The sequence below is a fragment of the Nucisporomicrobium flavum genome (assembly GCF_016464385.1).
Lineage (GTDB): Bacteria > Actinomycetota > Actinomycetes > Mycobacteriales > Micromonosporaceae > Actinoplanes > Actinoplanes flavus_A.
Genome location: NZ_JADMLH010000017.1, coordinates 147525 through 171910 on the forward strand (window position 1 = coordinate 147525; position 24386 = coordinate 171910).

Here is a 24386-nt window from a genome sequence, read left to right on the forward strand (position 1 = left end):
ACTCATTCTGGAACAGGGGTACGACAATCCGCGCCGGACAGGCCGTCGATCAGCTCGGCACGCCGCGTCAGGTTCCGGCGTACGGTGACCGCCCGCTGCAGGTCGAGCGGCGGCACCCGGATCTCCCAGCCCCGCCAGCGCACGGTCTCGAGCCGGGCGGCAGCGGCCGGGCCGAAGTCGGTGGGTTCGGGGTCGTCCGCGACCGCTCCGACGCCGCCCACCCATTCCACCCGGGCGCCGAGCACCGCCCGGCCGAACGATTCGCAGAACCAGTCGACGGCGGCGACCGGCTCCACCAGCCCGTCGAGGAGCAGGTCGCCGACGCGGGTGGCGTCCGCGCCGGAGACCACGAGGTCGAGGTCGCCGGGGGTGAGGGGCGCGCCGCGGACGGCGAGGGCGGCGCTGCCGGTCAGCCACCAGTCGGCCCGGGCGTCGCCGAGGCGCCGGCAGACGGTGGTGAGCGCGTCCTCCCACGGCACGGGGTCCAGGCCCGCGGCCTGTCGCAGCCACGGCTCGATCAGGCGCTGGAAGTTGTGCCAGGCCCGGTCCAGGTGCGGGGCGTCGCGCGGGAAGCTGCGCGCCCAGTGGCCGCCGGATGCGGTGAAGGCGGACTTGCGGACCGCGGGGATCAGCTCGTCGCCCACGTCCAGGAGGCGGAACTCGGTGCGGTCCGGGAGGTCGTGGCGTTCCGCTCGCAGCGTCATGGCCGCCATGCGACCACACGGGTCCGACAAGAACGGGCGGCGCCGCTCCCCGAGGAACGGCGCCGCCCGATCGAGCTGTGGTTACTTGGTCGCGCCCGCGGTCAGGCCGGACTGGATCTGCCGCTGGAAGAACGCGTACACCAGGATCATCGGCAGGATCGAGAGGGTGAGCGCCGCGAAGAGCGCGGCCCAGTTGGCCTGGTAGCCCGCCGAGACGCTGATGTTCGCGATGCCCTGGGTGAGGACCCATTTCTGGTCCGCGCCCTGGCCCTGCATGATCGCGACCGGCAGCAGGTACTGGTTCCACTGGCCGACCACGTTGAAGATCGTGATGCTGACCAGGCCGGACTTCGCCATCGGCAGCATGACCTGGAAGAACAGCCGGGTGTGCGAGGCGCCGTCGACGATCGCCGCCTCCGCGACCTGTTCCGGCAGCGTCTTGAAGAACGCCGTCATGAAGAACACGGTGAACGGCAGCGAGTAGGCGATGTAGACCAGGATCAGGCCGGTGTACGTGTTCAGCAGGTTGAGGTTCTGCAGGATCAGGAACAGCGGCACGATGGCCATGAAGACCGGGAACGCCAGCCCCGACACGAACAGGTAGTAGATGAAGCGGTTGCCGATGAACTTGTAGCGGGCCAGCACGTACGCGGCCATCGAGCCGAACACCATGGTGCCGGTGGTGCTCAGGGCGACCACGAAGACGCTGTTGAAGAAGTACCGGCCGATGTGGGCCTCGGTCCACGCCGTCTTGTACGTCTCGAACGACAGCTTGCTCGGCAGGCTGAACGGCGCGTGCGTGAAGATCTCGGTGTTGCTCTTGAACGACGCGAGGACCACCCAGATCAGCGGGGCGATCACGAGGATGCCCCACACGGCCAGCGCGACGTGGGCGAAGCCGCTGAAGAGCTTGATCTCGCGCTTGCTGCCGGACGCGGTGGCGGCGTGCCGGCGGCCGGGGTACGGCACGGTGCCGGGCGGCGGTGCGGAAACGTCGGTTCGCAGGTTGGTCATCTCAGGCTCCCGGTGCGGCTCAGAGCTCGACGGATTCGCGCCGGGTGACCCGCAGGGTCAGCGCCGCGAACGTGATGGTGAGGAAGAACAGCACGACACCCATCGCCGAGGCGTAGCCGAACTGTGCGTAGTCCTGCATGTTGCGGAAGATTTCGAGGCCCAGGACGGTGGTCGCACCGTCCGGACCGCCCCGGTCCACGCTCATGACGTTGACGAGGGCGAAGGCGTCGAACGCGGCGATGCCGAGGTAGACCCACGCGACCTGCAGCGTGTTCCACAGCAGCGGCAGCGTCACCTTGAAGAACAGCGTGCCGCGGGTGGCGCCGTCCAGCGCCGCGGCCTCGTAGATCTCGGTCGGGATGGAGCCCATGCCGGCCGAGAACAGCACCACGTAGAAGCCGACCGCCTGCCAGACGAGCACGGCGAGGATCGACCAGAGCGCCAGGTTCTTGTCGGCGAGGAACAGCACCGGTCCCGAGCCGAACTGGTTCAGGATGCCGTTGATCAGGCCGCTCTCGTCGGGCGAGTACACCCGGGCGAAGATGACGGCCACCAGGGCGAGCGCGAGCAGCTGGGGGAAGAAGAACACCACGCGGTAGAACTTCGACCCCCAGACGCCACGCGTACGCCCGCCCTTCGACCCGCCGCCCACGTTGAGCAGGAACGAGAAGAAGAGCGCCAGGACGATGGTGAACAGGGGCAGGAAGACGAGCAGCAGCGCGTGGTGCCGGATCGCCTTCCAGAACGTGTCGTCCTGGAACAGCTTCGTGAAATTGTCGAAGCCGATGTAGTTCACGTCCGGCGAGAAGCCCCGCCAGTTGGTGAACGACAGTTGGAACGCCTGAAGATACGCCGCGACCACGAACGTGCCGTAGATGGCCACCGGCACGATCAGGAAGCCGATGATGAACGGGTACCTGCCGTGCTTCATGGTTCTCGTGCTCCGTTCGTGGTCGCGGATCAGGTCGTCGTCGAGGGGGAGATCAGCGCTTGAACTTCTCGATGGAGGAGTCCTTCTTGACCGCGTCCGCGGCCTTCTGCATCCGCGTGCAGAACTTGTCGGCGGAGCCGCCCTGGTACATCAGCTCGTTGGTCGCCGCGCGCAGCTCGTCGTCCAGCTTCTTGTACCACGTGTCGAAGCGGAAGCTGAAGGTGTCGGCACCGGCGGCGCCGAGGGCCTTGTTGCCGGAGGTCAGACCGGGGCTGATCTCCATGCCGTCGGTGGCGCCGGCCACGACCGTGAGGGTCTTGGTCAGCTGGGTGAAGCCCACAGCGCCGGCCTTGGAGAGCATGTGGCGCAGGAACTCCATGCCGCCGCGCGGGTTCTTGCCCTTGGCGGCGACGAAGTACTGCTCGCCGGCCGCGGCGTAGAGCGCGGTGACGGGCAGCTTGTCGGCGGTGGTGACGCTCGGGAGCGGCATCAGCTGGTAGTCGAAGCCGTCCGGGGTGTCCTTGGCCTGCTCGTTCTCCAGCCAGGAGCCGGAGGGGTAGAGGCCCACCTTGTACTGGTTCTGCTTGAGCTGGACCTCGGTGTGCTTCTGGCCGAGGAACGCCTTGTCCGAGTACTTCGCACCGATTTCGGCCCACGCGGCCGCGGCCTGCTTGACGGCGTCGTTGGTCCAGGCGCCGTCCTCGAGGTTGTCGATGTTCTTGAGGATGTCGGCGCCACCGATCTTCGCGGCGCTGGTCAGGATCACCGTGTACTGGTAGTACGGCGCGTTGGCACCGGCGTACCCGTAGGGGGTGATGCCCTTGGCCTTCATGGCGTCGAGCAGCTTGGTGAAGTCCGCCCAGGTCGCCGGCACGGTCCAGCCGTTGTCCTTGAACAGCTTGCCGGAGTACCAGAGGCCGAAGACCGTGAACGCGTAGTTGAGCACGTACGGCTTGTCGTTGAACGTGCCCTGCTCGACGGTGCCCGGGATCAGGGTGTCCTTGACCGTCTTGCCGGCGATGTCGACCGACGGGGCGGCGTACAGGTCGGTCAGGTCCTGGACCTGGCCGGCCTGGACGAGGGCGCCCTGGTCCATCAGCTTCGAGCCGGAGTTGTTGATCATGTCCGGCGGGTTGCCCGCGGTGAACCGCGGCTGCACGACGGTCGAGATCTCCTCGGTCTGGTTGAACGTGACCTTGGAGTTCGGGAAGAGCTTGTTGTACGACGGGATGTCGACGTCCGTGGCGTACTTGGTGCCGAGACCACCGTTGAAGATCACGATCTCCAGCGGCGCGTCCTCCTTGATGCCCAGCGGGTTCGTCGCCGAGACGGTGCCGGCCGGCTTGTCGGCCTTGTCGTCGTCACTGTCGCCGCCACCGACGCACGCGCTCAGCATGCCGACGGCGGGGGTGGCCAGCAGGCCCACGGCGGCCACGCGGCGCAGCAGCGTCCGGCGGTCGACCTCGGGCTTGAAGATCTCGGACATTCGCTTTCTCCTCAGATGTTGATGCGGTGCCGGGTCGGCCGGCGACGGCGCGTGCCGCCGGACCGGATGAGAAAAGGACGGTTCATAGGGACGTTCGTCTTCAAGGTGCGGAACCCCCGTCCTTGACGGCTTTGTGGCCGTGGACGGCTTGCGCGGTGCGCTGGAAGGCCGCGTGCGAACGTTCGTGGGTCCGCTGGGCGACGGCGACGTAGAGCAGGTCCAGCACGACCAGTTGGGGGTGCCGCGCGGAGAGCGCGTCGGGCCGGAAGGTGGTGGCCTGCGTGGCGGTGAGCAGGACGATGTCGGCCAGTTCGGCGAGGGGCGAGGCCGGGAAACTGGTCAGGGCGATCGTGGTCGCGCCTCGGCTGCTGGCTTCGGCGAGCAGCTCGATGGTCTCGCCGGTCTCGCCGCTGTGCGAGATGCCCAGCGCGACGTCCCCGGCCCGGGACAGGGCGGCGCTGGCGAGGCCGTTGTGCACGTCGGTCCAGGCCCAGGCGGCGACGCCGATGCGGTGCAGGCTGAACTGCATCTCCTCGCCGACCAGCGCGCTGCCGCTGGCGCCGAAGATGTTGACTCGCTGGGCGCCGGCGATGGCGACGGCGGCCCGTTCCACCTCGGCGAGGTCGAGCAGCGCGGCGGTGTCGTGCATCGCGCGGGTATCGGCGGCCATTATCTGGGCGAGCACCCGGTCCAGCGGGTCGCCGGGCTGGATCTCGCGGCCGATGTCGACGGTCCACCCCGCGGAGCGGGCCAGGCCGCTCTCCGCGGCGATGCCGAGCCGCAGGTCCGCGTACCCGTCGAAGCCGAGGGCCCGGCAGAAGCGGGTGACCGTGGCGGGCGAGGTGCCGCTGCGCTCGGCCAGCTCGACGATCGTCGCGCGGGACGCGGCGGCGGGGTTGGTGAGGACCTGCTCGGCGACGCGCTGCAGGGCGCCGGTGAACTCCGGCAGCAGCGTGCGGACCCGGACGAGGACCCCGTCGTTGTTCGACAGGGCGGGCGCCTGGTCGCGCACCAGCGAGTCGACGACCGCTGTCATCGCGGCGCCGTCCGCATCCGGCTCGACCATGGGCCGTCCCCTCAGGTAGGAGTGTTAACTGTCGCGGTAAAAGTTCTTACTGCGGGCCCCTTTCTGTCAAGACTGTGGGCGAAGTTTTCAAACCGTTACCAAGAGCAGCCGCCCCACAGCGGGCGAACGACGGTCGGTTGACGTATGTCGATCCCTATATGACGCATACGGCGTGACCGCCATCACATGGTGCGGTCTGTGCCGTTTTGCTCATCGGCCGTTCGGCCCATGGCGACTCCCCCGGCCGCATGCTGCGGCCGACCGGAGGACGATTCGACCCCCCAATGTGAAACGCCCTCGCGATGACGAGGGCGTTTCGGGGGCGTGGCAAAAATTCTGCCCAGAACCGGTTAAGCGCTGTCGCGGACCGCCTGGGCGAAGACCTCGGAGCGGTGCTCGAAGTTGCGGAACCGGCCGTAGCTGGGCGCCGCCGGGGACAGCAGCACCACACCGCCGGACGGGGTCAGCTTGCGGGCCAGGCGTACGGCGGCGGGCAGGTCCTCGGCCGGCTCGGTCCGCACCCCGGGCAGCCCGGCCAGCTCCTCGAGGATCCGCGGGCCGCTGTCGGGCAGGCCGATGATCGTGAGCTCGCGGCCCCGCAGGTGCTCACGCAGGGGCGCGTAGTCCAGCCCCCGGTCGGTGCCGCCGACGAGGACGGTCAGCGGACGGCCCTCGTACGCGTCGATCGCGTGCATGGCCGAATACGGACTCGTGGAGAGCGTGTCGTCGACGAAGGTCAGCCCGGACGGATCCTCGATCTCGGCCAGCCGGTGCGGCAGCCCCTCGAACGACGCGACCGCCACGCGCAGCTCCTCGACGCTGCCCAGCACGTCCACGCCGATCCCGTCGAGCACGGCCAGGGCCACGCACAGGTTCCGGCCGTTGTGCTTGCCGCGCAGCTTGAGGGTGTCGCGGTGGAACAGCGGTTCGTCGCTGCAGTAGACGAGCTCGTCGTCGTCGATGCGGAACCGCGAGTCGCCGGCGCCGGCCGGGATCGCCGGGAAACCGTTGAGGTCGCGCGCCGCGATGGTCTCACGGACGAGCCGCTCGTCGGCGCCGTTGACCACGATCAGTTCCGGCCCGTGGGCGAGCAGGTTCAGCTTGTCCCGGTAGTACTCGCGCTCACCGCCGTGCGCGTCCAGATGCTCGGGGAACAGCGAGGTCACCACCGCCACCCGCGGCGAGTCGGTCAGGTCGCTGCACTGGTAGCTCGACAGCTCGAGCACGTACTGCTCGGCGGGCGGCAGGTCGAGCAGCGGCACGCCGATGTTGCCGCCGAAGACGTTCGGCCGGCCCACCGCGGCCAGCAGGTGGCTGATCAGCGCCGACGTGGTGCTCTTGCCCTTGCTGCCGGTGACGCCGACGGTCTTCCGGGCGTTGTCGGCCATCCACAGCGCGCTGCCGCCGGTGATCGTCACCCCGCGGCCCCGCAGGTCGGCCATCCACCGGTGGGTCTGCGGCACGCCCGGCGAGCGCACCACGACGTCGGCCGCGGCGAGCGTGGGGAACGCGTGCTCTCCCCCGGCCAGCGGCGCCAGCGCGGCCAGCTCGCCCTCCCACGGCACGGACAGGAAGTTCGCGCTGTCGTCCACCGCCATCAGGCGCGCGGGCCCATGCGCGGCAATCGCGGTCACGGCGGCCCGGCCCTCACGGCCGGTACCCCAGACGGCTACGGAACGTCCGCGCAGGTCTGCCAGGCGCACAGCGAAACTCCCTTTGTCGAGTCGCACTAGTATTGCCCGTCGGTCCGATGACAGGAGTTCGCGGGTGCAGTTCGACGTCATGCGCTTCCCCTCGTACGCATACGACCCCGAGACCGGGGTCGCGACGTTCGACTACGTGCTCGACGGCCCCGCGCCCGAGTCGTTCACCGAGACCATCACGTTCCCGGTGCCCGAGGGCCGGCGCGAGGTGCCGCAGAGCTTCCACCGCGTGCTGGAGCTGCTGCACGTCGTCGCCGGCGTGAGCTACTACAAGGTCGGCGCGCCCGAGCGCATCGAGGCGCCCACTGCCGTGCCGGTCGAGGCGGCGGCCCTGTTCACCGCCGTCTACAGCAAGGGCCTCGGCGAATACGCGTACGTGAACCAGCTGCCGTACGTGCTCGACATGACCGTCGAGGTGCCCGGGACGTCGCCGGCGGCCGGCCCGGTCGACAACTCCGAGGGCCGGCCGCTGTCCGCGGTGGGCGGGGGCAAGGACTCCATCGTCACGCTGGAGATCCTGCGCGCCGCCGGCCTGGACCCGGTGCCGTTCTCGGTCAACCCCAACCCGGTGATCGTGGCCGTCAACGCGGCCTCCGGCCTGCCCGCCCTCGCCGCGCGCCGCAAGCTCGACCCGCGGCTGTTCGAGCTCAACAAGGCCGGCGCCCGCAACGGCCACATCCCGGTGACGGCGATCAACTCACTGATCGCGATCGCCACCGCCACGCTGCACGGCCTCGGCCCGGTGGTCATGTCCAACGAGCGCTCCGCCTCCGACCCCAACCTGGTCTGGAACGGTCACGAGATCAACCACCAGTGGTCCAAGGGCGTCGAGGCCGAGGGGCTGCTGCGCGCCGCCGTCACCGCGCACGCCGGACTGACGGAGCCGTACTTCTCGCTGCTGCGCTCGCTGTCGGAGCTGCACATCGCCCAGCTGTTCGCCCGGTTCACCGCGTACGACGATGTGGTGACCAGCTGCAACAAGGCGTTCAAGCTGCACGACCCGACGGCCCGCTGGTGCGGCGACTGCCCCAAGTGCCGTTTCGTCGCGCTGGCCATGGCGCCGTCGATGCCGCGCGACCGGCTCACCCACATCTTCGGGCGCGACCTGTTCGCCGACCCCGCCCAGGTCCCGGGCTACCTCGAGCTGCTCGGCATCGACGCGCACAAGCCGTTCGAATGCGTCGGCGAGGTCGAGGAGTCGCTGGTGGCGCTCACCATGCTCGGCGACGACCCACAGTGGCGCGACGCCCCGGTCGTGGCGGCGCTGCGCGCGGCGGTGCCCCCGGCGGCGTGGGCGGAGGCGTCGCGTGAGGCGGTGCTCACCCCGGGCGGGCCGACGTTCGTGCCTCCGGCGTACGCGAAGGCCCTCGCCCAGGTCCTGTGATCACTCCGGCCGGTCGTGGTGTATCCGATCCGGATCCACCCCGAGCTGCAGCAACGCGGCGCTGGTCGCGGCCAGCATGAGGGGCGGCCCGGCCAGGTAGACCTCGTGCCCGGACCACTCGCCGTACGCCGCCACCGCATCGGTGACCAGGCCTGACGCGTACGGTCCCGCCGGGCCCTCGGAGATCACCGGCACCACCGTGGCCCGGCGCGCCGCGGCGGCGATCGCCGTGATCTCGTCGATGTCGTACAGCTCGGCGAGCGTGCGCGCGCCCCAGAACAGCACCACCGCGCGCGGGTCCCCGGTGGCGGCCAGCTCGGTGAGCAGCGCCTTCAGCGGCGCCACCCCGGTGTCCCCCGCGATCATCAGCAGGTCCCGGCTGGAGGCGGGCAGCACCATCTCACCCTCGGCCCGCGAGATGCGCACCTTGTCGCCGACGGCCGTACGGTGCACCAGCGTGCCACTCACCCCGGTCAGCGTCTTCGCGCGCACGTGCAGCTCGATGACGTTGTCGCGGCGCGGCGCCCCGGCCAGCGAATAGGGCCGCCACACGCCGGGCAGCTCGGGCACCTCGATGCGGGCGTACTGCCCCGGCACGTACGGCATCGGCAGGTACGGCCGCAGCCGGATCACCGCCAGGTCCTCGCGACGCAGCTCGTGCGCCACGACCACGGCCGTCCAGATCACCGGGTGGTACTCCGCCGCGGTCATGCCGTGCGCGATCCACTCGTACGCGTGCTGCCACGTCGACCGCCACGCCTGGTCGAAGTCCTGCCGCCACCCGTTCGCGGCCATGCCGGCGCGCATCGCCTCGGCCAGCGCTGCCCCGGCGAGCTGCAACTGCTGCGGGGCGACGCCGCACTCGGCCAGCGCGGCGCCCAGCCGGCCGAACCCGGCGACCACCGCGGGCGGCTGATCGATCGTGTGCGCCAGCCAGGTCAGCCCCTCGGCGAGCTGCTCGATCTGGGCTGCGGGCCCGCCCGGGAGCCGGGCGAACAGGTCCGGCTGCGCCTGCATCAGCGCGGACCGCAGCCGGGCCGCCACCTCCTGCGGACCACCGGCCAGCGACAGGCTGCCGGTGATTAGGCGCCGCACCTCGACCAGCGCGGCATCGTCGGCCGGATCCATCCCGTCGACCGGCGGCGCGGGACGTCCCGGCACGGGCGGGCGGACCGGGCCGGGACCGGGGAGTGGTGCGATCGGGTCGCCGGGCCAGGGCGGCCCCACCAGGCGCGGCCCGCCGGTCCCGGGGATGCCGCCGACCGGCTGGGTCGAGGCCGAGGGCAGGGCGGCGGGCCAGGGGCCGGGCCCGGGCGGATACGGGATGGCCGAGCGCCTTTCCGGTACGGCGGGAAGCCCGGCGCCCGATGCCGGCGGCGTGCCGGGGCCGGTCGCGGGCAGATTCGTCCCAGGCTGGTTCGTCCCAGGCTGGTTGGTGCCGGGCTGGTTGGTGCCAGGCTGCGCAGGCGGCGTCGGCGGCACGGGTACGGCCGGGGCCGGCGGGAACGTGCCCGGCAGGGGGAGGCCGGCGCCCGGGCGGGGCGTCGGACGGCCGGGCACGATCGGATCGTCCGGCAGCGGATCGGGTACGCCCACGGCCGGCTCCCCCGGGCGTGCGGGCAGCGCGGGCAGCGCGGGCAGCGCGGGCAGCGCGGGGCCGTCGATGATCGGCTCGCTGAGGCTCGGCGGCGGGCCGGACGGGCCGGACGGGCCGGACGGGCCGGTGACGGTCGCCGGTGGGGTCGCCGGTGGGGTGGCGGGCGGGATGGCGGGCCGCGAACCGCCCGGCACCGCGCCCAGGCTTGCCCGCAGGTCGCCGGGCTCGGTCCCGTCCTGCTCCTCGGTCGCGGCCGCCTCGAGCTCCGGGCGCGCCGCACCGGGCCAGTGCGGGTGCACGATCAGCTCGGGGTGGATCGGCTCGGAACCGGCCGGGAGTTCGGCGCCCTGGCCGGTCAGCGCCGCCTCGACGTCCGCGGCACCGGCGGCGGCCGCATCCGGGGCGGCCAGGCGCAGGCGCATCGCCCGCAACAGCGCCAGCATGTGCGGGTCCGACCCGGAACCGGCTGACACCTGCACACCCCCGGAGCGCGAGAACGACGAACAGTACAACCGTACTGCCGTGCGGGCGGGACCGCCGACCTACCCGGCCGCGCGGGCCATCCGGGCCGTGGCCTCGTCCAGGATCTCCGGTGACGTGCCGAAGTTCAGCCGGACATGGCCCGCGCCGGCCGCGCCGAAGCGCAGCCCCGCCTCCAGCGCGACCCGGCCCCGCTCGAGAAACCGGGAGGCGGGCTGCTCGCTCTCCTCCCGGGCGCGGCAGTTCAGCCACGCCAGGAAGGTGGCCTCCGGCGGCTGCCACCGGACCCAGGGCAGACGGGTACGCAGCAGCTCGCCCAGTTGTGCGCGGCGCTCGGCGAGGAAGACGAGCAGTTCGTCCAGCCACTCGTCGCCGTCGGTGAACGCGGCGACCGTCGCGAGCACGCCGAGGTGTCCCGTACGCCAGCGCACGTCCGGCGGGAACGACGAGGCCAGCGGACGGGTCCCGTCGACGACCGCCGCGCACTTGAGCCCGGCCAGGTTGAACGCCTTGCTCGCCGACACCAGGCTGACGCCGACCCCGGCCGCCCCGGGCAGGCTCAGGAACGGCGTGAACGTGGCCCCCGGCAGGACCAGCGGCGCATGGATCTCGTCGCTCACCACCGTCACGCCGTACCGGGAAGCCAGCGTGACCAGCGCGCTCAGCTCTTCCCGGGAATGCACCCTTCCGACCGGATTGTGCGGATTGCACAGCAGGTAGACCGCCGGGTGGGCGGCGAAGGCCGCCTCCAGGGCGGCGAGGTCGAGCCGCAGGTCCGGGGTGAGCGGCACCTCGCGCAGCTGCGCCCCCGCCTCGGGGGCCCAATGGAAGAACGGCGGGTACACCGGCGGACTGATCACCACGGCGTCACCCGGACGGGTCAGCACCCGCAGCAGCTCCACCGCGCCGACGCCCACGTCGGTGACCGCGGTGACCCGCGCCGGGTCGATCTCCCAGCCCCACCGCCGGGCCGCGAAGCCCGCAACGGCCCGGCCGAGATCGGGTACGGGCGCGGAATAGCCGGTGTCCGAGGCGTCGACGGCGGCGTGCAGCACCTCGGCGACCACCGGCGCGAGCGGCACGTCCATCTCCGCCACGAACAGCGGGAGCACGTCGTCCGGATGGGTACGCCACTTCGCGCTGCGGCGGGCCCGGAGGGTCTCGAGCGGATCGACCTTCATCGTCCCATCCTCACCCGCGGGGGCCGTACCGGCACGTCGCGACCCGGTCCGCGGGGATGTCGTACCCGGGTGGCATGCTCGGCTTGCTCGCAGAAGGGGGATCCCATGACCAAGGTGGTCGCCGACATCTCGGTGTCGCTCGACGGGTTCGTGACCGGCCCGGGTGCCGGACCGGAGCAGGGCCTGGGCCACGGCGGCGAGGCGCTGCACACCTGGGCGCTCGCGGGCGACGCCGTGGACCGTGAGGTGCTCACCTCCGCGACCGACGCGACCGGCGTCGTCGTCATGGGGCGGCGGCTGTTCGACGTCGTCGACGGCCCGGACGGCTGGAGCGACGAGATGGCATACGGCGCCGACCTGGCCGCCGTCCCGCCCGTGCTGGTGGTGACGCGCACGCCGCCGGCTCGGATGCGGCTGGCCGCCGACCGGTTCACCTTCGTCGTCGACGGCATCCGCAGCGCCGTCGCGAAGGCCCGGGCCATGGCCGAGGACCGCGACGTCGTCATCATGGGCGGCGGCGAGACCGTGCGCGGCGCCATCGACGCCGGCGTTGTCGACGAGCTGCGGCTGCACCTCGCGCCGGTCCTGCTCGGCTCGGGCACGCCGCTGTTCTCCGGCGCGGTCCCCCGCCCGCTGCGGCAGATCCACGTCCAGGCGTCCGGCCACGCCACCCACCTGACCTACCGGGTGGACTGAGGTGCCCGAGGTCCACCTGATCACCGACCCGCAGGACGAGCGGCTCGGCGACTACCGCGCCCTCACCGACCTCGAGCTGCGGACGAAGTGGGAGCCGCCCAACGGCCTGTTCATCGCCGAGGGCGAGCTGGTCCTGCGCCGCGCCCGGCGTGCCGGCTACCGCCCGCGGTCATACCTGATCGACGCCAAGCGCGTCGACCAGCTGAGCGACGTGGAGGACGCCCCGGTCTACGCGGCGTCGCCGGCCGTGCTCGAGCAGGCCACCGGCTTCCACGTGCACCGCGGGGTGCTGGCGTCGTTCCACCGGCTCCCGCTGCTCGACGCGGGCGAGGTGCTGGCCACCGCCCGCCGCATCGCGATCCTCGAGGACGTCAACAACCACACCAACATCGGCGCGGTGTTCCGCGGCGCGGCGGCCCTCGGCATCGACGCCGTCCTGCTCTCACCGACCTGCGCCGACCCGCTCTACCGCCGCAGCGTACGGGTGAGCATGGGCGAGGTGTTCGCGATCCCGTACGCCCGCCTCGACCCGTGGCCGGACGCGCTCGGCAAGGTGCGGGAGGCGGGCTTCACGGTGCTGGCGCTGACGCCGGCGGACCACGCGCTCCCCCTGCAGCGCCTCGACGCGTCCCAGCGCGCCCGCCCGGCGTTGCTGCTCGGCGCGGAAGGCCCGGGCCTGTCCCAACACGCCCTGAAGGCCAGCGACATCCCGGTACGCCTCCCGATGCGCCGCGGCGTCGACTCGCTGAACGTGGCGGCCGCGGCGGCGGTCGCCTTCTGGGAACTGAGCCGCGACGACGACCTGTGACAGCGGTGACTGTCCGGGCAGGACGGTCAGGTGGGCGGGATCAGGCGGGAGCCGGTCCATGCCAGGCCCATACCCGCGGCGAGCAGCAGCAGCGCGCCCACCGTCGGCAGCGGCCGGACCGCGTACGAGCCCGCGCCGATCGACACCGCCGCGAGGATGAGCAGCACCCCGTCGGCCGGGTTGACCAGCTTGGACCGCAGCACCGCCCAGCCCAGCAGCAGCCACCCGGCCCCCATGACCGCCGCGGCGGCCATCGACGCCGTGCGCAGCTGCCCGGCCGCGACGCCCATGGGCTCGACGCCCGTAGCGGTCGGGAGCGCGGTCAGGGGCAGCCACAGCGCCGCCCCGGCCAGGCCGACGAGCAGGCCCGCCACCGCCGTCCGGCGCGTACGCGACCCCGCCAGCAGCCCGGCCAGCGCGACCATCGCCACCGTGCACAGCCAGCCGGCGGCGACCTCGACGACGAGCGGGCCGGGCGGGGTGGCGATGCCCAGAGTGGACCAGCCGTAGAGGGCCGCGCCGGCGGGCAGGGCCCAGAGGGCGTTGCGGGCGTACCGGCGTACCGACCAGATCCAGACCGCCTCGCGGACCGGCAGCAGGTGGTCGTCGGCGGCCGACGGGCGGGCGCCGCCGACCCAGGCCGGCGCGACACGCAGCGGCCGGCCGCTCGCAGTCTGGTGCTGACTGATGCTCATGGCTCCGCCTTGACTGGGCTCAGGCTTGAGCGGCCGGGGGCACCGTTCGGAATCTGCGTCCACCATGACAAAACCCCGCGCATCGGCGCGGGGTTTTCCGATATTCGCTACGATCCCGCACCCGGGCGGGTGGCGACCCGCCCGGCAGCGGACCGGGCAATCGGCCGGCGGAAGCCGCCGGCCGGCCGCCACGTCGAACAAGGAACACCGGCCGGCCGGAAAGCGAGGAGCCGCCCACCGGCCGGGTCGGGAGCGAGCAACAAAGCGCGGGCGCGGGCCCGGAAAGCAGCCCGCGCCGGATCCGGATCAGGCGCGCTCGGGCTCGCCGGCCCCGTTGTAGTCAGCCGACCCCAGCGCCGCGGACGGCGGCACCGGTTCGGGGGCCGGGAGGCTCTTGGTGCTGCTGCCGTCTCCCGAGACCTGGGCCTCGGCCGCCCGGACCTGCTCGCCGACCGCCTGCGCCTCGTCGGCCGCCGCCTGCGCAGCGGCCGCGGCCTCGCGTTCCACCGCGCCGGAGTCGACCGCTTCCGACGGCTTGTCGCCGACCATGTTGGCGAGGCCGCCGAGGGCGCCGCCCAGTCCTTCCAGGGCCTTGTTCAGCTCGGCCGGGACGATCCACACCTTGTTGGCCGAGCCGTTGGCGATCTGCGGCAGGGCCTGGAGGTACTGGTACGCGAGGACCTTCTGCGACGGGTTCGCCGTGTGGATCGCGTCGAAGACCGTACGGATGGCCTTGGCCTGGCCTTCGGCCTGCAGGATGCGGGCCTGGCGGTCACCGTCGGCGCGCAGGACCTGGGACTGCTTCTCGCCCTCCGCGGTGAGGATGGCGGCCTGCTTGTGGCCCTCGGCGTTGAGGATCGTCGCGCGGCGTTCGCGTTCCGCGCGCATCTGCTTCTCCATGGAGTCGCGGATGCTGGGCGGCGGCTCGATCGCCTTGATCTCCACGCGGGTGACCTTGATGCCCCAGCGGCCGGTGGTCTCGTCGAGGACGCTGGAGAGGTGCCGGTTGATCTCCTCGCGGCTGGTCAGGGCGCGTTCCAGGTCGAGCGAGCCGATGACGTTGCGCAGGGTGGTGACGGTGAGCTGCTCGATGGCCTGCAGGAAGTTCGAGATCTCGTACGTCGCCCGGACCGGGTCGACGACCTTGAAGTAGAGCACCGTGTCGATGCTGACGACGAGGTTGTCGGAGGTGATGACCGGCTGCGGCGGGAAGCTGACGACCTGCTCGCGCATGTCGACCTTGGTACGCACCGCGTCGACGAACGGCACCAGCAGGTTGAGGCCGGGCGACAGGGTGCGCTTGTACTTGCCGAGCCGTTCGACCACGTCCATGCGCTGCTGGGGAACAATCCGGACGGACCGGACGAGGGTGATCACCGCGAACAGGGCGATCACGAAGATGAGTACACCGATCACGACTTCCATGGGTGCCTCTCTAAAGGTTGGGCATGTCGTCGCGCCACACGATGGCGGTGGCGCCCTTGACCTTGATCACCCGGACACGTTCGCCGGGCAGGTATTTCTCGTCCGCGTCGAACGACCGCGCGGTCCACAGCTCGCCGTCGATCTTCACCATGCCGCGGTCGGCGCCGACCTCCTCGAGGACGGTCGCCTGGGAGCCCTCGATCGCCTCGATGCCGAACGGCGTCTCGCCGGACTCGAGGGCGGACTGCTGGTGCCGCATGATGATGGGGCGGATCGCACCGACGGAGAGACCCGACACGATGGCGAAGACGATGACCTGGACGAGGAGGTTCGCCCCGAGCGCCGCGGCGCCGGCGGCCGCGAGGGCGCCGGCGGCGAAGAAGATGACGAGGAAGGTCGCGGCGAAGGCCTCGCCGATCGCGAGGGCGATGGCGAGGACTACCCAGAGGACTGCTTCCACACCACGATCGTGACACGTCCGTGCACGGGCAGCGACATCGCGTTGCATCCATTTGCGGCGTAGCCCAGATCCGCCTCGCGCAGTTGTACCCATAACCGCCAACCAGGAAGGCTCACCGTGTCCCTGCTGCCGGAAACCGGCCGACGCGTCACCGGCATCGTCGCCCGCGCCCAGGCCGCCGGCCGTGCCCCCTCGCTGGCGCTCGCGGTGGTCCGCGACCGTGCGCTCCTGCACTTCACCGGGGCCGGCGAGACCCCGCCGCCGGACCCGAAGACGCAGTACCGGCTCGGGTCGATCACGAAGACGCTGACCGCGACGATGGTCATGCAGCTGCGCGACGAGGGCTTCTTCGCCCTGGACGACCTGCTCTACCGGCACCTGCCGGGCACCCCGGTCGGGGGCATCACGCTGCGGCAGCTGCTGGGCCACGTCTCCGGTCTGCAGCGGGAGCCCGCCGGGCCGTGGTGGGAGCGGCGGGCCGGCGGCGACGTGGACCAGCTGCTGGCGGAGCTCGAGTTCGACAAGATCGCCCTGCCGCCGTTCCGGACGTACCACTACTCCAACCTGGCGTACGGGCTGCTCGGGGCGGTGCTGCACCGGGTCACCGGCGAGTCCTGGGCCGACCTGGTCACCAAGCGCGTGCTCGACCCGCTGGGCATGAAGCGCACGACGTACCACCCGGTCGAGCCGTACGCCCGCGGCTACGTCGTGCACTCGCTGGACGGCAGCCTGCACGAGGAGCCGCGGGCGGACTCGGGCGCGATGGCCCCGGCCGGGCAGCTGTGGTCCACGGTCACCGACATGGCGAAGTGGGCGTCGTTCCTCGCCGATCCGGCCCCCGCGGTGCTGGCCCGGGCCACGGTCGACGAGATGTGCACGCCCGTCGTCATGCAGGACGAGGCCTGGACCGCCGGGCACGGTCTCGGCCCGGAGCTCAACCGGGTCGGCGAACGGGTGTACGTGGGCCACGGCGGTTCGATGCCCGGGTACGTGTCCCAGCTGCTGGTGCACCGCCCGTCGCGCGTCGGGGTGGTCGCCTTCGCCAACTCGTACGGCCTGCGCGGCACCAGCATCCGCGCGGTGGCGCTGGAGGTCCTGACGGCGGTGCTGGACGCCGAGCCGGCGCCGCCGCAGCCGTGGAAGCCGATGCCGGCGCCGGAGGGCGAGGCGGCCGAGCTGTGCGGGCGCTGGTGGTGGATGGGCGGCGAGTACGAGGTCGCCGCCGATGGAGAGGAGCTGACGATGGCGCCGGCCGGGTACGCGCCGCGGCCGCCTTGGCGGTTCGTCCGGGAGGCGCCGGACCGCTGGCGTGGCACCACCGGCTCGAACACGGGCGAGGTCCTCGAGGTCCTGCGCGGCCCGGACGGCGCGGTCGAGAAGCTGGACATCGCGACGTTCGTGTTCAGCCGCGACCCCCGGCACCTGGCTTAAGAAGGTTCCGTGACGAAGTCGATCAACCGTTCCATGGCGTTGATCAGGGGCGTCTCGACGTCCTTGTAGCTGTTCACGCTGCCCAGGATCCGCCGCCACATGTCGGCCGGCTCGGCCACGCCCACCGCCCGGCAGACGCCCTCCTTCCACGGCCGGCCCGGCGGTACGACCGGCCACTGCCGCAGCCCGACCCGCTCCGGCTTGACCGCCTGCCACACGTCGACGTACGGATGCCCGGTGACCAGCACGTTCGGGTCCTTGACCGCGGCGACGATGCGGCTCTCCTTCGAGCCCGGCACGAGGTGGTCGACCAGCACGCCGACCCGGCGCTCGCGGGCCGGGCGGAAGTCGCGGACCGCGCCGGCGAGGTCGTCGATGCCGTCCAGCGGCTCCACGACCACGCCCTCGATGCGCAGGTCGTCGCCCCAGATGCGCTCGATGAGGGCGGCGTCGTGGATGCCCTCGACCCAGATGCGGGAGGCCTTGGCGACCTGGGCGCGTACGCCCGCGACCGCCACCGAGCCGGAGGCCGTCGTCCGCCGCTGGGGTGCCACGGGCGCCGCGGCCGCCCTGCGCAGCGTCACGACCTGCCCCTCGAGCAGGAACGCGGCGGGGTCGAGCGGGAAGTTGCGGCGCTTGCCGTGCCGGTCCTCCAGCACCACCGCGCCGTACTCGAATCCGACGACGGCGCCGCAGAAGCCGGAGCCGGCGTCCTCCACCACCATGCCCGGCTCCACGTCCACCTCGGGCACGGCCTTGCGCCGGCGCCAGTTGCCCGCGAGCACATCCTCCCCATACATGAGGCGCACGGTAACTCGTCCGGCCGGACACGCCGGTGCGACGCTCCGGCGCAAGACAACGTCGGCGCGGGCCACGTACCCTTGCTCGCATGTCCCCCGCAGCAGATGCGGCGACCCTGACGGCGCGCCGGTCCACCCGGCTCGTCGCCTGGGTACGCGCCTGGCGCGCCGGCCTCGTCCCGTTCGACGAGCTGGCCGACGAGATCGCCGGCGACGAGGAGCACCTCGTCGCCGATGCCCCCGGCACCTGGACCGACGTGCCACTGGGGCAGGCGCTGCCCGCGTTCGCCAAGCTGCATCCGGACGAGATCCGGCTGGTCCTGCCCGCACCCGGCGACCCGCGCGGCCTGCCCGCCAAGAGCGAGCTGACCGGGCCCGCCATGCTCGCCGGCGAGGCTGTGACGACGCCCGCGTTCGGCGTGGTGCCGGAGGTGCGCCGGCACACCTCGGGCTCCGGCGTGGAGTTCGAGACGGTGCTGTGGCGCTTCTTCCCGGTGACCGACTACCGGCCGGTCTTCCAGATGGGCTCGGCGGAGGCCGAGGCGGAGCTGACCCGCGCGCTGGCCGAGGCCACCACGCAGCTGACCCGGCTCGACGTCGCCCAGTGGCGCCCGGAGCTGGCGGGCGCGCTGCAGGCGCTGCGCCGCCCGGAGAGCACGGCGACGCTGCCGCCCGGCTTCGACCCGCGGTCGCGCCGGCTGTTCGCGCGCGCCAGCATCCTCGATCAGGTTCTCGCGCTCGCCGAGCACAACGCCCCCGGCGGCGCCATCAACGGCTACGAGGCCCAGCAGCGCGACGCGGCCCTGCGGCCCCTGACGACGGCGTGCCGCCAGGCTCTGGTCGCGGCGTGCAACTCCCCGCTGCATGCCTGACCGGTACGCGCACTGCACGTTCTGCGGGGCGCGCTTCACACCGGGCCGGCCGTGGCCGCGCCGCTGCGCCGCGTGCGGCGAGACCAGCTACGTCAATCCGGCGCCCGTCGCGGTCGCGGTCCAGCCGGTCGGCGGCGGCCTGCTGGTGATCCGCCGCGGCATCCCGCCCGCCGCCGAGCGGCTCGCCCTGCCGGGCGGCTTCATCGATGTCGGCGAGACCTGGCAGCAGGCCGCGGCGCGGGAGCTGCGCGAGGAGACCGGCCTGGTGGCCGACCCCGACGGCGTACGCCTCTACGACACGATCAGCGCCCCGGACGGCACGCTGCTGGTGTTCGGCCTGTTCCCGTCGCTCGCCACGGAGGCGGAGCTGCCGGAGCCCGCGCCGAACGACGAGACGCTCGGCCGGCAGGTGCTGCACCGGCCCGAGCCGCTCGGCTTCGACCTGCACACCCGCGTGGCGAACAGGTGGTTCGCGCAGGTCGCCGCCGGTATGTGAGGCGGCGGTCAGCTGCGGAAGACCGCCGCGAGGTCGTGCAGGCGGGTGGCCGTGCCGGTCAGGTCGCCGACCGCCCGGTGCGTTTCCTCGGCGGCGCCGCGCACCTCCTGGGCCGCCGTGCTCACCGCCACGATCGCCTGGCTGATCTGCTCGGCGCCGCTGCTGACCGTGCCCGCGCCCTCGACCATCGTGCCGGTCGTGGCGGTCTGCTCCTCCACGGCCGCGGCGATGGTCAGCTGGTGCTCGGCGATCGCGCCGATGACGGCCGAGAAGCCGTCGACGGCCTGGACGGCCTCGCCGGTGTCGTGCTGGATGCCCTCGATGCGGCGGGCGATCTCCTCGGTCGCCTGCGCGGTTGCCTGCGCCAGCTCCTTCACCTCACCGGCCACGATGGCGAAGCCCCGGCCCGCCTCGCCGGCCCGCGCCGCCTCGATGGTGGCGTTGAGGGCGAGCAGGTTGGTCTGCGCGGCGATCGCGTTGATCGTCCGCAGCACGTCGTTGATCTCCTGGCTCGAGTCGCGCAGCCGGGTCACGTTGCCGGTGGCGACGCTCACGCCGGCCACCGCCTCGTCGGTCATCCGCGAGACGTCCGAGGTGTTCGTGCTGATCTCCTCGATGGCGGCGCGCATCTGGTGGGTGCCGTCCGCGATCGCGCCGACCTCGTCGCTCGTACGCCGCGCCGACCGCGCCACGGTCTCCAGCTCCCCCGCGGTGGCGTCGGCGGCCCGGGCCATCGTGCTGCTGGCGCGCTGCAGCGTACCCGCGGATCCGTTGACCTCCTCGACCGCGCGCCGGATGCCGGCGACCGTGTCCTGGAAGCGGTCCATCATCGTGTTGTACGCCTCGGCCATCTGCCCCAGCTCGTCCTTGCCCACGACCGGCATCCGCCCGCCGAGGTCGCCGGCGGCGGCCGACTGGATCACCGTGGCGTCGGCGCGCAGCAGGCGCACGATGCTCGACCAGACCGACACCTGCATGAGCAGACCGATCGGGGCGAGCACCACGGGCAGCCACAGCCCGAGCGTGGCGAGCAGCTCGAGGTCGGACCGGGCCGACGAGCCGGCCGGCAGCGCGCCGGCGGCCGAGCCGGCCGCCCGATGGGCGAACAGGCCCAGTCCGATCAGCCCGCCGACGGTGCTGAGCAGGGCGATGGAGGTGCGCAGCTTGGTCGGCAGCCGGTCGAGGAGAGAGAACATGCCCGGCTCATCGGCCACGGCACGGCCGAGTTGAGGCGACCGGGTCAGCAGCGGACCGCGAGCCGGGCCGCGACGAGCGTCTCGAGCAGGTCGCCGAGCTGATCCAGCCGCTCCTGGCTGAGCGGCGCGAAGGTCTCGGCGAACACCCGGTCGGCGCGGCCCTGCCCTTCCTCTCGCAGCCGCTCGCCCAGCTCGGTGAGCCGGTGCCGCACCACCCGGCCGGGGCCGGGCAGGCGCTGCAGCAGGCCGCGGTCGACCATGCGGGCCGCGAGCGAGCCGAAGGACTGGTCGGTCTGGAACGTCAGCTGGGCCAGCTCGTGCAGCGACGCCTCGGGGTGCCGGGCGAGGTGCCGCAGCGTGTCCCACTGCACGAGCGAGATCCCCAGGTCGGCCAGGGACGCGCTGAGCGCCCGGTGGTGTGCGTGCTGAAGGCGCTTCACCAGCAGCGCTACCTCTGGCGCCGTACGACCCATGTTCGCGATCCCGTCCCAGCCTCGAAGGGTTGCCGAGCGGACAGGGTCGCCAGAAACGGGCGCCGCAAACGCGATCAGAGGAATTCGTCGAGCAGACTCGCGAGCCGGACGGGTGTCTCGTACATCGCGTAGTGCCCGGCCTCGGCCAGAATCTCCAGGCGAGCATTCGGGTACGCGGTGAGCCAGGTGGCCCGCATCGTCGCGGCACCCAGCGCGGGATCGTGCTCGCCGACGATCGCCAGGGCCGGCACCGGGTTACCGGCGACCCGGTCCGCGAAGTCCGTCCGCGCCCACGCCGGCAGGTACGCCCCGAACGCCTCGACGGTGGAGGACGCGAGGCTCTCGTCGACCATCGTGTCCAGCCAGTGCGAGGACAGCCGGTTGCCGGTGGTCAGGTCGATGATCGCCTTGCGGCTCGCCCGGTCGTTCGCCGCCGAGTCGAACAGCCCCCAGCCCTGCTCGTCGAAGGGCACGCCGCCGGCCGGCACCGGGCTGATGCCGACCAGGTGGGTCACCCGGTCCGGGGCGTCGGCCAGCACGTGCTGCGCGGCGCTGCCACCCATGGAGTGCCCGACGACCGCGAACCTGTCCCAGCCGAGGTCGTCGGCGACCGCCAGCGCGTCCCGGCTGATCTCGGCGATGCTGTGCTCGCCGGCCACGTCGCGCCGCTCGCCGTAGCCGCGGTAGTCGGGGAACGCCCAGGTGAACCGGTCCGGGTCGATCAGCTGCGGCAGGAAACCCCAGCCGCGGGACGAGCCGAACCAGCCGTGCAACGCCAGAACGTGTACGGGTCCACTGCCCACAGTCAGCACCATGCCCGCATTATTCTGGCAGTCTGGTCCGATGCACAGTCGCATGGAGACGGTGAGCCGGGCGCTTCAGCCGTACGTGGACAATGGCGACCTGGCCGGCGCCGTCGCTCTGACCGCGCACGGCGACGGGGTGGACGTGGTGTGCTGCGGCGTCCGGGACGTCGCGACCGGCGCGCCGATGACCCGGGACACCATCTTCCGGCTCGCCTCGCTCACCAAGCCGCTCGCCGCCGCCGTCGCGCTGACCCTGGTCGAGGACGGCACGTTGCGCCTCGACGAGCCGGTGGACCGCTGGCTGCCGGAGCTCGCCGGGCGGCCGGTGCTGCGGACGCTCGCCTCACCACTCGACGACGTGGTACCGCAGGCCCGCCCGATCACCGTGCGGGACGTGCTGGCGTACACCCACGGGTACGGGGTCGTGATGGCGCCGCCGGGGACGTACCCGGTCCAGGCCCGCATCGAGGAGCTGCGCCTCGGGCCCGGCCCCGACCCGGAGCCGTTCTCCCTGGACGAGTGGATGACGCGGCTGGGCAGGCTGCCGATGCTGCACCAGCCGGGCGAGGGCTGGACGTACCACGGCGGCGGGGACGTCCTGGCGGCGCTGCTGGTCCGCGCCTCCGGCCGGGACCTGGAGACGCTGATGCGGGAGCGCCTGTTCGCTCCGCTGGGCATGCGCGACACGACGTTCGGCGTCACGGATCCGGGGCGGCTCGCGCAGACGTACCGGCCGGGGCCGGCGGGGCTCGAGGTCCGCGACGAGCCGCCGGGACGCTGGTCGCCGCCGCTGCGGGTGTCCGGGGCCACCGGGCTCACGTCGACCGTCGACGACCTGCTCGCCTTCGGCCGCATGCTGCTGGCCGGCGGCGGCGACGTGCTCTCCCGCGCCTCGGTCGAGCTGATGACCGGCGACCGCCTGACGGACGCCGAGAAGGCCGGCGCGCTGTGGCTGCCGGGCTTCGGGAAGGCGTACAGCTGGGGCTTCGGCGGCTCGGTCATCACCGCTGCGGACCCCGACGGCCCGGTGGTGGGCAGTTACGGCTGGACCGGCGGGCTGGGCACGGCCGCGTACACCGACCTGCGCGGCGGACGGGTCAACGTGCTGCTGACCCAGCGGGAGATGACCAGCCCGGTCCCGGACGCCTACGCCACGGCCTTCTGGCGGGCGGTGGCTTAGCGAGCGGCTTCGCGTACGCCCCGCAGCAGCCGCGCCACGAAGAACCGATGCGCACCCGAGCCGATGACCAGCGCCCGGTACGCGAACCCGTGCACCCCCGGGAATTCCGCGTACGTCCGCGCGCTCAGCCGGGTCCCGCCGTCCTCCTCGCTCAGCGCCAGCACGAGCTCGTAACGGGAGAAGGCGTGGCGGCCGGCGAGCCGCAGGAGCCGTCCGGGCACGGCCTCGGTGACCTCGAATCCCGGCAGCGTGGACCCTTCGGCGAGCGGCCCGCCGGAGAAGCCCCGCGGCCGGGCGCCGATGAGCCGGGCGTACGTCTCCGCGTCCGCGAACCGGGGAACCCGCGCGCAGAGCAGCTCCCACGCGACCGGCGCGGGGGCCGGCACGGTCGTGTGCTGCTCGTCCACGAACGGCAGTCCGGTCTCCGCGTCCATGCACCCTCCCGGACGCAGGATACGGTCAGTACCGGAAGGCGGACACCAGCCGGGTCAGGTCCGCGGACATCCGGGTGAGCTCGGTGGTGGCCTGCTGCGACTGGGCGACGCCCTCGCTGGTCAGCCGCGCTGCCTCCGCCACGCCGGTGATGTTCTGGGCGATCTCCCCGGTGCCCGTCGCGGCCTCCGAGACGCTGCGGTTCATCTCCGAGGTCGTGGCCGTCTGCTCCTCCACCGCCGAGGCGATCGTGGTCTGGTAGTCGCTGATCCGGCCGATCACCCGGCTGATCTCCTCGATCGCCGTGACCGCGCCGGTCGTGTCGGTCTGGATCGCCTCGACGAACCGGGAGATGTCCTCGGTGGCCCGGGCGGTCTCCTGCGCCAGGTCCTTGACCTCGCTCGCGACGACCGCGAAGCCCTTGCCCGCCTCGCCGGCGCGGGCCGCCTCGATGGTGGCTTGAGGGCCAGCAGGTTCGTCTGCTCGGCGATGGCGGTGATGACCTTGATGACGTTGCCGATCTCGGCGGAGGACTCGCCGAGCTTGCCCATCGTCCCCGACGTGGCGGACGCGAGGCCGACCGCCTCGCCGGCCACCTGGGCCGCCTCGGTGGCGTTCTGGGAGATCTCCCGGATGGAGGCGCCCATCTCCTCGCTGCCCGCCGACACGGTGTCCACGCTGCGGGAGATCTCCTCCGCGGCGGCGGACACGGCCTGCGCCTGCGCGGAGGTCTGCTGCGCCGACGCGGCGATCTGCCCGGAGACGGCCGACATCTGCTCGGCCGCGCCGGCCGGCGACGAGGCGGACCCGTCGATGGTCGACACGGTCTCCCGCAGGCGGACCATCGCCTCGTCCAGCGACCGGGCCATCTGACCGGGCTCGTCGCGGGAGGTCAGCCCGGCCGTACGGGTGAGGTCGCCGGCGGCCAGCGCGGCGCACACCCGCCGCACCCGGTCGAGGCTGCGCACGATGCCCCGGGCGACGAACCAGCCGAGCAGCAGCGCCGCCGACAGGCCCGCGATGAGCAGCACCAGCGAGATGAGCCGGCTGTCCCGGTAGTCGCGGTGCGC

23 protein-coding genes and 1 pseudogene are annotated in these 24386 nt (G+C 72.5%); 7 read left to right on the forward strand and 17 right to left on the reverse strand.

Translation table 11 applies throughout. The features are described 5' to 3' along the window. Positions 1-2 precede the first annotated feature (2 nt). The 6 genes from IT780_RS32015 to murD all read right to left on the reverse strand — a co-directional run bounded on the left by IT780_RS32015 (position 3) and on the right by murD (position 6904). Positions 3-704: a nucleotidyltransferase family protein gene (locus tag IT780_RS32015; RefSeq protein ID WP_199515559.1), complete on the reverse strand. Its 702-nt coding sequence runs from the start codon at positions 702-704 to the stop codon at positions 3-5. Positions 705-785: 81 nt separating this feature from the next. Next, positions 786-1718, reverse strand: coding sequence for a carbohydrate ABC transporter permease (locus tag IT780_RS32020; protein ID WP_199515560.1), 933 nt, complete (start codon positions 1716-1718; stop codon positions 786-788). A gap of 19 nt (positions 1719-1737) precedes the next feature. Beyond that, the gene (locus IT780_RS32025; RefSeq protein ID WP_199515561.1) at positions 1738-2649 is read right to left on the reverse strand and encodes a carbohydrate ABC transporter permease; all 912 of its coding nucleotides are present in this window, start codon (positions 2647-2649) and stop codon (positions 1738-1740) included. Positions 2650-2701: 52 nt separating this feature from the next. After that, on the reverse strand, positions 2702-4135 hold the full coding sequence (gene ngcE / locus IT780_RS32030; protein ID WP_199515562.1) for an N-acetylglucosamine/diacetylchitobiose ABC transporter substrate-binding protein: 1434 nt from the start codon (positions 4133-4135) through the stop codon (positions 2702-2704). A 100-nt stretch (positions 4136-4235) separates the two neighbouring features. Continuing rightward, the gene (locus IT780_RS32035) at positions 4236-5201 is read right to left on the reverse strand and encodes a MurR/RpiR family transcriptional regulator (protein WP_199515563.1); all 966 of its coding nucleotides are present in this window, start codon (positions 5199-5201) and stop codon (positions 4236-4238) included. 350 nt (positions 5202-5551) lie between these two features. Next, the gene (gene murD, locus IT780_RS32040) at positions 5552-6904 is read right to left on the reverse strand and encodes a UDP-N-acetylmuramoyl-L-alanine--D-glutamate ligase (RefSeq protein ID WP_199515564.1); all 1353 of its coding nucleotides are present in this window, start codon (positions 6902-6904) and stop codon (positions 5552-5554) included. 64 nt (positions 6905-6968) lie between these two features. Between murD and IT780_RS32045 the strand changes: the two genes are divergently transcribed. After that, positions 6969-8288 (forward strand): MurL-like N-terminal domain-containing, encoded by a 1320-nt coding sequence (locus tag IT780_RS32045; protein WP_504739629.1) that lies wholly within the window; start codon positions 6969-6971, stop codon positions 8286-8288. Here IT780_RS32045 and IT780_RS32050 read toward each other — a convergent pair whose 3' ends face one another. Next, positions 8289-10358, reverse strand: coding sequence for a flavohemoprotein (locus tag IT780_RS32050; RefSeq protein ID WP_307831496.1), 2070 nt, complete (start codon positions 10356-10358; stop codon positions 8289-8291). A 69-nt stretch (positions 10359-10427) separates the two neighbouring features. Next, entirely contained in the window at positions 10428-11546 is a 1119-nt protein-coding gene (locus IT780_RS32055; protein ID WP_199515565.1) for a MalY/PatB family protein, read from the reverse strand. 105 nt (positions 11547-11651) lie between these two features. Here IT780_RS32055 and IT780_RS32060 point away from each other — a divergent pair, with 105 nt between their 5' ends. Both IT780_RS32060 and IT780_RS32065 read left to right on the forward strand, forming a co-directional pair. Then, on the forward strand, positions 11652-12242 hold the full coding sequence (locus IT780_RS32060) for a dihydrofolate reductase family protein (protein ID WP_199515566.1): 591 nt from the start codon (positions 11652-11654) through the stop codon (positions 12240-12242). Position 12243: 1 nt separating this feature from the next. Then, positions 12244-13050, forward strand: a complete 807-nt coding sequence (locus tag IT780_RS32065) for a TrmH family RNA methyltransferase (RefSeq protein ID WP_199515567.1) — start codon at positions 12244-12246, stop codon at positions 13048-13050. A gap of 26 nt (positions 13051-13076) precedes the next feature. Here the strand turns inward: IT780_RS32065 and IT780_RS32070 are convergent, their stop codons facing one another. The 3 genes from IT780_RS32070 to IT780_RS32080 form a co-directional block, all read right to left on the reverse strand. Beyond that, positions 13077-13745: a hypothetical protein gene (locus tag IT780_RS32070; RefSeq protein WP_199515568.1), complete on the reverse strand. Its 669-nt coding sequence runs from the start codon at positions 13743-13745 to the stop codon at positions 13077-13079. A gap of 306 nt (positions 13746-14051) precedes the next feature. Further along, positions 14052-15170, reverse strand: a complete 1119-nt coding sequence (locus tag IT780_RS32075; protein ID WP_199515569.1) for an SPFH domain-containing protein — start codon at positions 15168-15170, stop codon at positions 14052-14054. Between the two features lie 10 nt (positions 15171-15180). Next, positions 15181-15630, reverse strand: coding sequence for an NfeD family protein (locus IT780_RS32080; RefSeq protein ID WP_199515570.1), 450 nt, complete (start codon positions 15628-15630; stop codon positions 15181-15183). A gap of 117 nt (positions 15631-15747) precedes the next feature. Between IT780_RS32080 and IT780_RS32085 the strand changes: the two genes are divergently transcribed. Continuing rightward, positions 15748-17061, forward strand: coding sequence for a serine hydrolase domain-containing protein (locus IT780_RS32085; RefSeq protein ID WP_199515571.1), 1314 nt, complete (start codon positions 15748-15750; stop codon positions 17059-17061). On the opposite strand, the gene IT780_RS32090 is transcribed toward IT780_RS32085, so the two are convergent. Then, complete coding sequence (locus tag IT780_RS32090) at positions 17058-17861, reverse strand: DUF3097 domain-containing protein (RefSeq protein ID WP_199515572.1); 804 nt, start codon at positions 17859-17861, stop codon at positions 17058-17060. The two genes, IT780_RS32085 and IT780_RS32090, sit on opposite strands and share 4 nt — an antisense overlap. Before the next feature lie 89 nt (positions 17862-17950). Here IT780_RS32090 and IT780_RS32095 point away from each other — a divergent pair, with 89 nt between their 5' ends. After that, positions 17951-18733, forward strand: a complete 783-nt coding sequence (locus tag IT780_RS32095; protein ID WP_199515573.1) for an Rv1486c family protein — start codon at positions 17951-17953, stop codon at positions 18731-18733. Then, a complete protein-coding gene (locus IT780_RS32100; RefSeq protein WP_199515574.1) occupies positions 18726-19229 on the forward strand; it encodes an NUDIX domain-containing protein in 504 nt (167 codons plus the stop codon). The genes IT780_RS32095 and IT780_RS32100 overlap by 8 nt, the downstream gene beginning before the upstream one ends. Before the next feature lie 8 nt (positions 19230-19237). On the opposite strand, the gene IT780_RS32105 is transcribed toward IT780_RS32100, so the two are convergent. From IT780_RS32105 to IT780_RS32115, 3 genes are all read right to left on the reverse strand, one after another. Then, positions 19238-20425, reverse strand: coding sequence for a methyl-accepting chemotaxis protein (locus tag IT780_RS32105; protein ID WP_199515575.1), 1188 nt, complete (start codon positions 20423-20425; stop codon positions 19238-19240). Positions 20426-20469: 44 nt separating this feature from the next. Next, positions 20470-20865, reverse strand: coding sequence for a MarR family winged helix-turn-helix transcriptional regulator (locus IT780_RS32110; protein WP_307831498.1), 396 nt, complete (start codon positions 20863-20865; stop codon positions 20470-20472). Between the two features lie 107 nt (positions 20866-20972). Further along, positions 20973-21713, reverse strand: a complete 741-nt coding sequence (locus IT780_RS32115; protein WP_199515577.1) for an alpha/beta fold hydrolase — start codon at positions 21711-21713, stop codon at positions 20973-20975. 28 nt (positions 21714-21741) lie between these two features. Between IT780_RS32115 and IT780_RS32120 the strand changes: the two genes are divergently transcribed. Continuing rightward, positions 21742-22884: a serine hydrolase domain-containing protein gene (locus IT780_RS32120; protein WP_199515578.1), complete on the forward strand. Its 1143-nt coding sequence runs from the start codon at positions 21742-21744 to the stop codon at positions 22882-22884. Here IT780_RS32120 and IT780_RS32125 read toward each other — a convergent pair. Continuing rightward, the gene (locus tag IT780_RS32125) at positions 22881-23318 is read right to left on the reverse strand and encodes an SRPBCC family protein (protein WP_199515579.1); all 438 of its coding nucleotides are present in this window, start codon (positions 23316-23318) and stop codon (positions 22881-22883) included. The two genes, IT780_RS32120 and IT780_RS32125, sit on opposite strands and share 4 nt — an antisense overlap. Positions 23319-23343: 25 nt before the next feature. Next, positions 23344-24320: pseudogene (locus tag IT780_RS32130) on the reverse strand (methyl-accepting chemotaxis protein); the annotation flags it as partial. Positions 24321-24386: the final 66 nt, after the last annotated feature.

What these genes read in the sequence shown, in the direction of transcription:
- IT780_RS32015 (WP_199515559.1), bottom strand. Translation starts at nt 704, where the DNA reads ATGACGCTGCGAGCGGAACGCCACGACCTCCCGGACCGCACCGAGTTC.
- IT780_RS32020 (WP_199515560.1), bottom strand. Translation starts at nt 1,718, where the DNA reads ATGACCAACCTGCGAACCGACGTTTCCGCACCGCCGCCCGGCACCGTG.
- IT780_RS32025 (WP_199515561.1), bottom strand. Translation starts at nt 2,649, where the DNA reads ATGAAGCACGGCAGGTACCCGTTCATCATCGGCTTCCTGATCGTGCCG.
- ngcE (WP_199515562.1), bottom strand. Translation starts at nt 4,135, where the DNA reads ATGTCCGAGATCTTCAAGCCCGAGGTCGACCGCCGGACGCTGCTGCGC.
- IT780_RS32035 (WP_199515563.1), bottom strand. Translation starts at nt 5,201, where the DNA reads ATGGTCGAGCCGGATGCGGACGGCGCCGCGATGACAGCGGTCGTCGAC.
- IT780_RS32055 (WP_199515565.1), bottom strand. Translation starts at nt 11,546, where the DNA reads ATGAAGGTCGATCCGCTCGAGACCCTCCGGGCCCGCCGCAGCGCGAAG.
- IT780_RS32060 (WP_199515566.1), top strand. Translation starts at nt 11,652, where the DNA reads ATGACCAAGGTGGTCGCCGACATCTCGGTGTCGCTCGACGGGTTCGTG.
- IT780_RS32070 (WP_199515568.1), bottom strand. Translation starts at nt 13,745, where the DNA reads ATGAGCATCAGTCAGCACCAGACTGCGAGCGGCCGGCCGCTGCGTGTC.
- IT780_RS32075 (WP_199515569.1), bottom strand. Translation starts at nt 15,170, where the DNA reads ATGGAAGTCGTGATCGGTGTACTCATCTTCGTGATCGCCCTGTTCGCG.
- IT780_RS32090 (WP_199515572.1), bottom strand. Translation starts at nt 17,861, where the DNA reads ATGTATGGGGAGGATGTGCTCGCGGGCAACTGGCGCCGGCGCAAGGCC.
- IT780_RS32095 (WP_199515573.1), top strand. Translation starts at nt 17,951, where the DNA reads ATGTCCCCCGCAGCAGATGCGGCGACCCTGACGGCGCGCCGGTCCACC.
- IT780_RS32100 (WP_199515574.1), top strand. Translation starts at nt 18,726, where the DNA reads ATGCCTGACCGGTACGCGCACTGCACGTTCTGCGGGGCGCGCTTCACA.
- IT780_RS32105 (WP_199515575.1), bottom strand. Translation starts at nt 20,425, where the DNA reads ATGTTCTCTCTCCTCGACCGGCTGCCGACCAAGCTGCGCACCTCCATC.
- IT780_RS32115 (WP_199515577.1), bottom strand. Translation starts at nt 21,713, where the DNA reads ATGGTGCTGACTGTGGGCAGTGGACCCGTACACGTTCTGGCGTTGCAC.
- IT780_RS32120 (WP_199515578.1), top strand. Translation starts at nt 21,742, where the DNA reads ATGCACAGTCGCATGGAGACGGTGAGCCGGGCGCTTCAGCCGTACGTG.
- IT780_RS32125 (WP_199515579.1), bottom strand. Translation starts at nt 23,318, where the DNA reads ATGGACGCGGAGACCGGACTGCCGTTCGTGGACGAGCAGCACACGACC.